The sequence below is a fragment of the Synechococcus sp. R6-10 genome (assembly GCF_047461815.1).
Lineage (GTDB): Bacteria > Cyanobacteriota > Cyanobacteriia > Thermostichales > Thermostichaceae > Thermostichus.
The window spans coordinates 1-8,968 of sequence record NZ_JANSHW010000043.1 but is presented as its reverse complement, the minus strand read 5'-3'; the positions used below and the strand labels follow the sequence as shown (position 1 = coordinate 8,968).

16 protein-coding genes and 1 pseudogene are annotated in these 8,968 nt (G+C 58.0%); all 17 read left to right on the top strand.

The window, feature by feature from the left end; genetic code table 11:
- A pseudogene (locus tag NW837_RS01365) lies at positions 1-185 on the top strand (30S ribosomal protein S3); the annotation flags it as partial.
- A gap of 55 nt (positions 186-240) precedes the next feature.
- Positions 241-708: a 50S ribosomal protein L16 gene (rplP, locus tag NW837_RS01360; RefSeq protein ID WP_011434159.1), complete on the top strand. Its 468-nt coding sequence runs from the start codon at positions 241-243 to the stop codon at positions 706-708.
- 13 nt (positions 709-721) lie between these two features.
- Positions 722-943, top strand: a complete 222-nt coding sequence (gene rpmC, locus NW837_RS01355) for a 50S ribosomal protein L29 (protein WP_011434160.1) — start codon at positions 722-724, stop codon at positions 941-943.
- Positions 943-1,194, top strand: coding sequence for a 30S ribosomal protein S17 (rpsQ, locus tag NW837_RS01350; RefSeq protein WP_011434161.1), 252 nt, complete (start codon positions 943-945; stop codon positions 1,192-1,194). The genes rpmC and rpsQ overlap by 1 nt, the downstream gene beginning before the upstream one ends.
- Entirely contained in the window at positions 1,191-1,559 is a 369-nt protein-coding gene (gene rplN, locus NW837_RS01345; protein ID WP_011434162.1) for a 50S ribosomal protein L14, read from the top strand. The genes rpsQ and rplN overlap by 4 nt, the downstream gene beginning before the upstream one ends.
- Complete coding sequence (gene rplX, locus NW837_RS01340; protein WP_011434163.1) at positions 1,559-1,957, top strand: 50S ribosomal protein L24; 399 nt, start codon at positions 1,559-1,561, stop codon at positions 1,955-1,957. The genes rplN and rplX overlap by 1 nt, the downstream gene beginning before the upstream one ends.
- Positions 1,958-2,023: 66 nt before the next feature.
- The gene (gene rplE, locus NW837_RS01335) at positions 2,024-2,566 is read left to right on the top strand and encodes a 50S ribosomal protein L5 (protein WP_414328930.1); all 543 of its coding nucleotides are present in this window, start codon (positions 2,024-2,026) and stop codon (positions 2,564-2,566) included.
- Positions 2,567-2,625: 59 nt separating this feature from the next.
- Positions 2,626-3,036 (top strand): 30S ribosomal protein S8, encoded by a 411-nt coding sequence (gene rpsH / locus NW837_RS01330; protein WP_011434165.1) that lies wholly within the window; start codon positions 2,626-2,628, stop codon positions 3,034-3,036.
- A 33-nt stretch (positions 3,037-3,069) separates the two neighbouring features.
- The gene (rplF, locus tag NW837_RS01325; RefSeq protein WP_011434166.1) at positions 3,070-3,615 is read left to right on the top strand and encodes a 50S ribosomal protein L6; all 546 of its coding nucleotides are present in this window, start codon (positions 3,070-3,072) and stop codon (positions 3,613-3,615) included.
- Positions 3,616-3,622: 7 nt separating this feature from the next.
- Entirely contained in the window at positions 3,623-3,991 is a 369-nt protein-coding gene (gene rplR / locus NW837_RS01320; protein ID WP_414328929.1) for a 50S ribosomal protein L18, read from the top strand.
- An 18-nt stretch (positions 3,992-4,009) separates the two neighbouring features.
- Positions 4,010-4,546 (top strand): 30S ribosomal protein S5, encoded by a 537-nt coding sequence (gene rpsE / locus NW837_RS01315; protein WP_011434168.1) that lies wholly within the window; start codon positions 4,010-4,012, stop codon positions 4,544-4,546.
- Positions 4,547-4,583: 37 nt separating this feature from the next.
- Entirely contained in the window at positions 4,584-5,036 is a 453-nt protein-coding gene (gene rplO / locus NW837_RS01310) for a 50S ribosomal protein L15 (protein ID WP_414328928.1), read from the top strand.
- A 152-nt stretch (positions 5,037-5,188) separates the two neighbouring features.
- A complete protein-coding gene (gene secY, locus NW837_RS01305; protein ID WP_414328927.1) occupies positions 5,189-6,487 on the top strand; it encodes a preprotein translocase subunit SecY in 1,299 nt (432 codons plus the stop codon).
- Positions 6,487-7,068 carry an adenylate kinase gene (locus NW837_RS01300; RefSeq protein ID WP_414328926.1) on the top strand — a complete coding sequence of 194 codons (582 nt, stop codon included), beginning with the start codon at positions 6,487-6,489 and terminating at the stop codon, positions 7,066-7,068. The genes secY and NW837_RS01300 overlap by 1 nt, the downstream gene beginning before the upstream one ends.
- A gap of 38 nt (positions 7,069-7,106) precedes the next feature.
- Entirely contained in the window at positions 7,107-7,880 is a 774-nt protein-coding gene (gene map / locus NW837_RS01295) for a type I methionyl aminopeptidase (RefSeq protein ID WP_011434172.1), read from the top strand.
- A gap of 130 nt (positions 7,881-8,010) precedes the next feature.
- Complete coding sequence (gene infA, locus NW837_RS01290) at positions 8,011-8,235, top strand: translation initiation factor IF-1 (RefSeq protein ID WP_011434173.1); 225 nt, start codon at positions 8,011-8,013, stop codon at positions 8,233-8,235.
- Positions 8,236-8,258: 23 nt separating this feature from the next.
- Positions 8,259-8,903: an alpha/beta fold hydrolase gene (locus NW837_RS01285; protein WP_414328925.1), complete on the top strand. Its 645-nt coding sequence runs from the start codon at positions 8,259-8,261 to the stop codon at positions 8,901-8,903.
- Positions 8,904-8,968: the final 65 nt, after the last annotated feature.

Below are 8,968 nucleotides of genomic sequence, written 5' to 3'. Positions count from 1 at the left end.
TCGACTACGCCGAGCACCTCGCCCACACCACTTTCGGCATCATCGGGGTCAAGGTCTGGGTCTTCAAAGGGGAAGTTCTGCCCGGGCAGGAACGCCACGAACAGAAGTTTCCCCTGCAACAGCCCAAACGTCGGCAGCAGCGGCGGCGGCCCACCTTTGAAGATCGCTCGGCTCAGGAGGCCTGAGGGCCAACACCGGAACGTCCAGGGATCCCTATCGCAGTTGACTTAAGGAACGGCCATGTTAAGCCCCAAACGCACCAAGTACCGCAAGCAACAGCGCGGGCGCATGAAAGGCAAAGCGACCCGTGGCAACCGCATCAACTTTGGGGAATACGGCCTTGTGGCCCTAGAACCCGCCTGGATTACAGCTCGACAGATCGAGGCCAGCCGTCGAGCCATGACCCGCTATGTTCGGCGGGGTGGCCAAATCTGGATTCGCATCTTTCCCGACAAGCCCGTTACTCAGCGAGCCGCGGAAACCCGCATGGGATCCGGCAAAGGCAACCCTGAGTACTGGGTTTGTGTCGTCAAGCCGGGCCGTATCCTCTTCGAAATGGGGGGAGTGGCAGAGCCCATCGCCCGCGAGGCCATGCGCCTTGCCGCCCAGAAGCTGCCCATTAAGGTCAAGTTTGTAACCAAAGCCGACTTTGAAAAGCCAGAGCCCGCCCAGGCAACGGCTTCAGAGGTGGCCACCAGCAGTGTATGAGGAGAGTTCAGCCATGCCCATGCCCAAAATTGCTGATGCCCGTGCTTTATCGGACGAAGAGCTGAGCAACGAAATCTACGCCGTCAAGAAAGAGCTGTTTGAGCTGCGTTTGCAGCAGGCCACGCGGCAGTTGAACCAGCCCCATCTCATCCGGCTGCGCAAACACAAGCTGGCGCAACTACTAACTGTGGAGGGAGAGCGTAAGCGGGGCAAACGCCCAACCAAGGAGGAGTAATGGCTGTTCGGGAGAAGATTGGCATTGTGGTCAGCAACAAGATGCAAAAAACGGTGGTTGTTGCTGTGGAAAATCGAGTTGCTCACCCGAAGTACGGCAAGATCGTCGTCAAGACCAAGAAGTTTAAGGCCCACGACGAGGAAAACCGCTGTCAAGAAGGGGATCTGGTGCGCATCACGGAAACCCGTCCCCTCAGCCGCACCAAGCGTTGGCAAGTTGCCGAAATCCTGAGGGAGGTGAAGAAACTATGATTCAGCAGCAAACTATGCTGACGGTGGCCGACAACACCGGTGCTCGCAAGATGATGTGTATTCGCGTGCTGGGCAGCAGTGGCCGTCGCTACGCCAGCTTGGGCGATGTGATCATTGGTGTCGTCAAGGATGCCCTGCCCAACATGCCCGTCAAAAAATCCGATGTTGTCAAGGCTGTTGTCATCCGCACCGTCGATACGGTACGTCGCCCTGACGGCATGTGCATCCGCTTCGACGACAACGCCGCCGTGATCATCAACAACGACGGCAACCCCCGTGGAACTCGCGTTTTCGGCCCTGTAGCCCGTGAGCTGCGGGAGAAAAACTTCACCAAGATCATCTCCCTTGCCCCGGAGGTACTCTGATGGTTCGCCCCCTCAAACCCAGCCAAATTCGGCGCTTAGTTCGGCGACCGGGCATTCGCAAGCACCGCAACAGCCTGCGCTACAAAATGCGTATCAAGCAAGGGGATACCGTGCAGGTGATCTCCGGCGATGACAAAGGCAAAATCGGCGAGGTGCTGCGCGTTTTTCCCGAACGCAACATGGTTTTGGTGGAAGGGGTTAACATTGTTACCTACCACCGCAAACCTCAGCGAGAAGGGGAAAGTGGCCGGATTGAGACCAAGGAAGCCCCCATTCCCGTCTGCAAAGTGATGGCCTATTCCAAGAAGCAGGAGGTGGCCAGCCGCATCGGCTATCAAATCACCGCCGATGGTCGCAAGGTTCGCGTCCTTAAGAAAACGGGTGAGATTCTCGACTAAGCTTTTGATCCCTTTCCACCATTGGTTTGGCTCTGACCCAGCCCAGAGCCGCAAGGAGAAGCCACCATGCCCCAGCGTCTGCAAATCCACTACAACACCGTCATTGTCCCCAAGCTGCAAAAGGAGTTGGGCTACACCAACATCCATCAGGTGCCCCGCCTGGAGAAGATCGTGATCAACCGCGGCTTGGGGGAAGCTTCCCAAAATGCCAAGGCTCTGGAATCCTCCATTGCCGAGATCAGCGCCATCACTGGCCAGCGTCCGGTGATCACCCGCGCCAAAAAGGCAATTGCCAGCTTCAAGATTCGCAAGGGCATGCCGGTTGGCCTGATGGTGACCCTGCGACGGGAGCGCATGTATGCGTTTTTGGATCGCCTGATCAACATTGCTCTGCCCCGTATCCGTGACTTCCGCGGTGTCAGCCCCAAGGCCTTTGATGGACGAGGCAACTACACCCTCGGCATCCGTGAACAACTGATTTTTCCCGAAATCAACTATGACTCTGTGGATCAGTTGCGAGGTATGGATATCTCCATTGTGACCACTGCTAAAACCGACGAAGAGGGCCGTGCCCTGCTCAAAGCGTTTGGCATGCCCTTTGCCTCCTAGGTTGCCCACCCTGACTTTTCTTGATCTGCATCGATCTTCCGAGGAGCACTGACCCACCGATGGCCCACACCAACGACACGATCGCCGATATGCTCACCCGCATTCGCAATGCCACCATGGCTCGGCACGAGTCGGTGGCAGTTCCGGCCACCCGCATGACCCGCAGCATCGCTCGCGTTCTTCATGAGGAAGGGTTCGTCAGCGAATGGAAGGAGGAGGGAGAAGGGATCCAAGCCCGAGTGGTGTTGCGATTGAAGTACAAAGGCAAAGGCCGCAACTGCAGGCCCATCATCAATGGTCTAAAGCGGGTGAGCCGACCCGGCCTGCGGGTTTACCGCAACCACAAAGAGCTGCCCCGAGTGCTGGGAGGAATTGGGATCGCCATCATCTCCACCTCCAACGGCATCATGACCGACCGGGAGGCTCGTAAGCAGGGCATTGGTGGTGAAGTCCTCTGTCTTGTCTACTAGACCTTAAGTTTTCTCTGGTCAGGAGTTTTTCCCATGTCCCGTATTGGTAGACGCCCCATCGCCCTTCCTGCCAAGGTGGAGATCCAGATCGACGGCCAACACATTGCAGTGAAAGGCCCGAAAGGTCAACTGTCCCGCAGTTTACCGCCCTTGATCACAGTCCAGCAAAACGCTCAGATGCTCACGGTCAGCCGTCTCAACGATTCTCGTCCTGCCCGCCAACTGCACGGCCTCTGCCGCACCTTGGTCGCCAACATGGTAGACGGAGTGTCCAAGGGATTTGAGCGGCGGCTGGAATTGGTGGGCGTGGGCTACCGGGCTGCCATCCAAGGCAGCAAGTTGGTTTTGAACGTCGGCTACAGTCACCCTGTGGAGATCCCCTTTCCCCCCGGCATCCAAATTGCCGTTGAGGGAAACAACATCATTGTTGTCTCAGGCACAGATAAAGAACTGGTGGGCAATACTGCCGCCCGCATCCGAGCGGTCCGGCCTCCGGAGCCCTACAAGGGGAAAGGGATCCGTTATCTAGGGGAACAAGTTCGCCGCAAGGCGGGTAAATCGGGGAAAGCGAAGAAGTGAATAGCCTATGAAAGCCAGCCGCAAAATCACCACCCAACGTCGTCATCGACGCATTCGCCGCAAGGTCTTTGGCACTGCCGAGCGGCCTCGCCTGGCCGTGTTTCGCTCCCATCGACACATCTACGCCCAGGTGATCGACGATGTAGCCCAGCATACCTTAACCTCCGCCTCCACCTTGGACAGGGAGCTGCGCGAAAAATTCAAAGAAACCGGGACAGCCACTCAAGAAGCGGCTGCCTTGGTGGGCCGCTCAGTTGCTGAACGAGCCTTACAGATGGGCATTTCCCGCGTGGTTTTCGATCGGGGGGGCAAGCTCTATCACGGGCGCGTTCAGGCTTTGGCAGAAGCTGCCCGAGAAGCAGGGTTACAGTTCTAGCTACTGAGGACATAGCACATGGCTGAGCAGAGGGAACGTCGCAGAAGCAAAAAAAACCGCGAAGAGCAACCCACCGAGTGGCAAGAGCGGGTCATCCAGATTCGCCGCGTCACCAAGGTGGTCAAGGGCGGCAAGAAGTTGAGCTTCCGCGCTGTGGTGGTGGTCGGCAACGAGCGGGGCCAAGTCGGGGTTGGCGTGGGCAAAGCCAACGATGTGATCGGAGCAGTACGCAAGGGGGTTGTGGACGGTAAAAAGCACCTCATTGAGGTGCCCCTCACCAAAGGTTTGTCCGTACCCCATCCCATGCAGGGGGCAGGCGGCGGTGCCACCGTCTTGGTCATGCCAGCAGCTCCCGGCACAGGCGTCATCGCAGGGGGGGCAGTCCGCACCGTTCTGGAGCTGGCAGGAGTACGCAACAGCTTGGCCAAGCAACTGGGATCCAGCAACCCCCTCAACAATGCCCGTGCTACCATCGATGCGCTGCGGCGGATGCGTACCTTTAAGCAGGTGGCCCAAGACCGAGACATCGATGTGCGCCGCCTATTGGGCAAGTGATGGACAGGTATATCGAGCAAGTGAGCCAGAGGTAGCCATGCGACTGGAAGACATTCGGCCTCAAGCAGGTTCGACGCGGCGGCGGCGGCGGCTAGGTCGTGGCGTTTCTGCGGGGCAGGGGGCCTCCTGTGGCAAGGGGATGCGGGGGCAAAAGGCCCGCAAGGGGGGCAGTACACGGCCCGGCTTTGAAGGGGGCCAGACTCCCCTCTACCGGCGTTTACCCAAGCTTAAGCATTTCCCCCGCTACACGCGGCGTCTGGAATACACCCTGGTCAACCTGCGCGCCTTGGCGGATCTGCCTGCCGGCAGCGAGGTCAGCCTGCAAAGCTTAATGGAACGAGGGATCGTCACCACCAACGATGGCCCGCTGAAGATCTTGGGAGATGGGGAAGTCAGCGTGCCCCTGACGATCAGGGCGGCGGCCATTACTGCTTCAGCCAAAGTCAAGGTCGAGGCAGCCGGAGGTCGGGTGGAGATTTTGGGATCCTAAACCCCTTCTTCCCGTTGCTCTGGCCGGCTTCTGCCGGGTGGCGCTGAGTTGCACTTTTTTGATTTTGCTTTGATTTTGCCGACTGCTCCACCAGCAGCGTAGAGTGGTAGATAGCTAACCTTGCCCTTTGCTCCCGCGAGATTCTCTTCCCTATGGTTGACACACGAGGTTCCGCCCCCTCTGCCCAAGAGACCTTTATGCAGATGGCTATGGCCTCTGGCCTGCGCAGCCGTCTGTTTCTCACCTTGGGCTTGCTGCTGTTGGTCAGACTGGGCATTTACATCCCCATTCCCAGTATCGATCGGGCCCGCTTTGCTGCCGAAGCTGCCAACAGCCCTGTGTTTGGCCTGCTGGATGTCTTCTCCGGCGGGGGGATTTCTGCTTTGGGGATCTTTGCCCTTGGGATCCTGCCCTTCATCAACGCCTCGATCATCATGCAGTTGCTGGTCTCGGCCATTCCGGCCTTAGAGAACCTGCAGAAAAACGAGGGAGAACAGGGGCGGCGGCAGATTTCTCAGTACACCCGCTATGTCACCTTGGGCTGGGCCATCATCCAGGGCATTGGCATTTCCTTTTGGGTGCGGGAGTTTGCCAGTACTACCAATGAGTTGGCCTTCATGGCCTCCACCACCCTGGCTCTGGCGGCGGGATCCCTGTTTGTGATGTGGCTGGGAGAGATGATCACGGAGAAAGGGGTGGGAAGTGGCCCTTCGCTCTTGATCTTCGTCAACATTGTTGCCACTCTGCCCCGTGCCCTCGGACAGACTATTAGCCTGGCCCGTGCCGATAGCAGCACCATCGGTGGCATCTTGCTGTTGCTGGCAATCTTTTTGGTCACCATTGTCGGCATTGTCTTTGTCCAAGAGGGCAGCCGCAAGATCCCTATCGTCTACGCCAAGCGCCAGGTGGGCAACAAGCTGTTCCGCGAGCAGAAAAGCTATCTGCCCCTGAGGCTAAACCAAGGGGGGGTGATGCCGATCATCTTCGCCTACTCGGTGATGTCTCTGCCTTTGGCCTTGGCCCAGTACACCCAAAACCTGACTTTGGTGCAGGTGGCCAACTTCCTATCCCCCACCTCCTGGTTCTACATTCCCTTCTATTTCGTGCTGATCCTCTTCTTCAGCTACTTCTACGCCTCTTTGCTCATCAACCCGGTGGATCTGGCTCAAAACTTGAAGAAGATGGGGGCCAGCATTCCAGGGGTACGCCCGGGCAAGGCCACTGCCGAGTATGTCGAAGGGATCCTCAACCGCCTGACGCTGCTGGGGGCTCTGTTCCTGTGCGCGGTGGCCATCATCCCGACGACGGTGGAACGGGCAACCGGCATCACCACTTTCCAAGGTTTGGGGGCGACCTCGCTGCTGATTTTGGTGGGGGTGGCGATTGAGACCTCCAAGCAGATCCAGACTTATGTCATCTCACAACGCTACGAAGGGATGGTCAAACAGTAGTGCCGAGGTTGATCTTTCTGGGGCCGCCGGGGGCGGGCAAAGGTACACAGGCGGAGCGGCTGGCGGCCATTTACCACACGCCCAAAATTTCCACAGGCGATCTGTTGCGGGCCGAGGTGAAAGCCCAAACGCCCCTGGGGTGCCAGGCCAAGGTTTACATGGATGCGGGAGAGCTGGTGCCTGACGAGGTGCTGATCGGAATGGTGAAGGGGCAGTTGCAGCAATCTCCAGAGCAGGGCTGGATCCTAGATGGATTTCCTCGCACCTTAGCCCAGGCAGAAGCCTTGGAAGAGCTGCTGCAAGAGCTGGGCCAAGATTATGACTACGTCCTCAACTTGGAGGTGCCGGATGAGGTGGTGGTGGCCCGGCTGCTGGCCCGGGGCAAGGAACAGGGGCGCAGCGATGATGCGGATCGGTCGGTGATTCTCAAGCGTCTGGAGGTCTATCGGCAGCAGACGGCTCCCCTGATCGATTTTTATGAGGCCAAGGGGCGCTTGCAACGGGTCAACGGCAACCAGCCGGTGGAATCCGTACAGGAACATCTGCAGGCTCTTCTGGAAGGCTTCAGGAGGACGGCGTGATCAGAGCAGGAGCTGGAAATCCCTCCCAGCGGCGGGGCATGCAGCTTATTGAGATCAAATCTCGCCGCGAAGTGGAAAAAATGCGCCGGGCCGGTCGGGTGGTGGCCCAAGTATTGCAGGAGATCGCGGAGCGCCTGGAGCCGGGCTGGACCACGGCAGATATCGATGCCTATGCCGAGAGACGGGTGGCCCAACTCAATGCTTTGCCCAGTTTCAAGGGCTACTACGGCTTTCCCGCCTGCGTCTGTGTCAGTGTCAACCATGAGGTGGTGCACGGGATCCCCAGTCCCCGTAAAGTGGTGCAGCCGGGAGATGTGGTCAAAGTGGATTTTGGTGCCATCGTCGAGGGCTGGCATGCGGATTCCTGTATCACCATCGGCCTGGAACCCCTGAGCGACGCAGCTCGGGATCTGATCGATACTGCGGCCAAAGCCCTGCAGACGGGCATCGACTGTGTGCGCCACGGCGTTTGGCTTCAGGATGTCTCGGGTGCCATTGAAGATTACATCGAGGGGCGGGGCTATTCTGTGGTGAAGCAGTATGTTGGTCACGGGGTGGGGCGCAACCTGCACGAGGAGCCGCAGTTTCCCAACTATCGCACCCGCGATCTGCCCAATCCCAAGCTGCGCTCCGGCATGACGGTGGCCATTGAGCCGATGGTGAATGCGGGGGGAGAGGCAACCCGAGTGTTGCCAGACCAATGGACGGTGGTCACAGTAGATGGCTCTTGGTCAGCTCAGTTTGAGCACACGGTCTTGGTTACCGAGTCTGGAGCAGAAATTTTGACCGATCGCACGCCTTTTCAGTCCTAAGGGATCCCCTGATGAAGGACTGCAACGGTTAGGATAGAAGAGATGGAGTATATTTTCATTTCTTAACAGCGCGTGTCGTCGCGGCTGTGGATTGTTCTGTTGTTTGTTATGTCGTTTTTGGGAGGGCTCATTGTCTAAGGAAGATGCCATTGAAATGGAGGGGGTTGTTACCGAATCCCTGCCCAACGCCATGTTCCGAGTGGATCTGGACAACGGCTTCAACGTGCTCGCTCATATCTCCGGCAAAATTCGCCGCAACTACATCAAGATCTTGCCCGGCGACCGGGTCAAGGTGGAGCTGAGCCCCTATGACCTCAACAAAGGGCGCATCACCTACCGCCTTAAGAAAAAGTAGGTACCCTAGCTGGGCTGCTGAGGATGAAAGAGCTGAGCCAAGTTCTCAAGATCGGGCTCTGGACTACTGTCGGCGGGTTGGGTGCTCTAGCCGTTTTCAACGCTTGGATCTCTTCCCAAACTCAGCCTCTGCAGAGCCTGCTGCCGGGAGAGGAAAGGCATCACTTCTGGCGCGGCCATCGCCTGTTTTACAAGGTCATGGGATCCGGCCAGCCGTTGTTGCTGGTGCACGGCATTGGGGCAGGCTCCTCCAGCTATGAGTTTCGTGCAATTATGGCGGAGCTGGGGCAGCACTATCAAGTCTATGCTCTGGATTTGTTGGGGTGGGGCAACTCAGAACGTCCAGATTTGGAGTACACCGGCAGTCTCTACGCCGAGATGATCGGGGATTTTGTCCAGGAGGTGATCGGGCGACCCTGTCACGTCATTGCCAATTCCCTCTCGGCAGGGTTTGCGCTGCGCTCGGCCCGTCTACAACCCCACCATTGGCAGAAGCTGCTGCTCATCGCCCCTCTGGGAGACAACAGCCTCATCCCCGATGCCCTCGGGATCCCTTTGGCCCAGATTGCCTATGGATTCCTCAGCCTGCCCGTTCTGGGGTTGGCCTTCTACAACGGCATCACCGCCCCCTGGAGTGTACGCTTGTTTACAGAGCAGAGCTTGTTCTGATACATTTACGCTGAACACTGCTGAACATCACTGTTCAACTATGCAGCGATAGCATTCTGTTTGTT

Coding starts and splice junctions, on each gene's coding strand:
- rplP (WP_011434159.1), top strand. CDS start 241: ATGTTAAGCCCCAAACGCACCAAGTACCGCAAGCAACAGCGCGGGCGC.
- rpmC (WP_011434160.1), top strand. CDS start 722: ATGCCCATGCCCAAAATTGCTGATGCCCGTGCTTTATCGGACGAAGAG.
- rpsQ (WP_011434161.1), top strand. CDS start 943: ATGGCTGTTCGGGAGAAGATTGGCATTGTGGTCAGCAACAAGATGCAA.
- rplN (WP_011434162.1), top strand. CDS start 1,191: ATGATTCAGCAGCAAACTATGCTGACGGTGGCCGACAACACCGGTGCT.
- rplX (WP_011434163.1), top strand. CDS start 1,559: ATGGTTCGCCCCCTCAAACCCAGCCAAATTCGGCGCTTAGTTCGGCGA.
- rplE (WP_414328930.1), top strand. CDS start 2,024: ATGCCCCAGCGTCTGCAAATCCACTACAACACCGTCATTGTCCCCAAG.
- rpsH (WP_011434165.1), top strand. CDS start 2,626: ATGGCCCACACCAACGACACGATCGCCGATATGCTCACCCGCATTCGC.
- rplF (WP_011434166.1), top strand. CDS start 3,070: ATGTCCCGTATTGGTAGACGCCCCATCGCCCTTCCTGCCAAGGTGGAG.
- rplR (WP_414328929.1), top strand. CDS start 3,623: ATGAAAGCCAGCCGCAAAATCACCACCCAACGTCGTCATCGACGCATT.
- rpsE (WP_011434168.1), top strand. CDS start 4,010: ATGGCTGAGCAGAGGGAACGTCGCAGAAGCAAAAAAAACCGCGAAGAG.
- rplO (WP_414328928.1), top strand. CDS start 4,584: ATGCGACTGGAAGACATTCGGCCTCAAGCAGGTTCGACGCGGCGGCGG.
- secY (WP_414328927.1), top strand. CDS start 5,189: ATGGTTGACACACGAGGTTCCGCCCCCTCTGCCCAAGAGACCTTTATG.
- map (WP_011434172.1), top strand. CDS start 7,107: ATGCAGCTTATTGAGATCAAATCTCGCCGCGAAGTGGAAAAAATGCGC.
- NW837_RS01285 (WP_414328925.1), top strand. CDS start 8,259: ATGAAAGAGCTGAGCCAAGTTCTCAAGATCGGGCTCTGGACTACTGTC.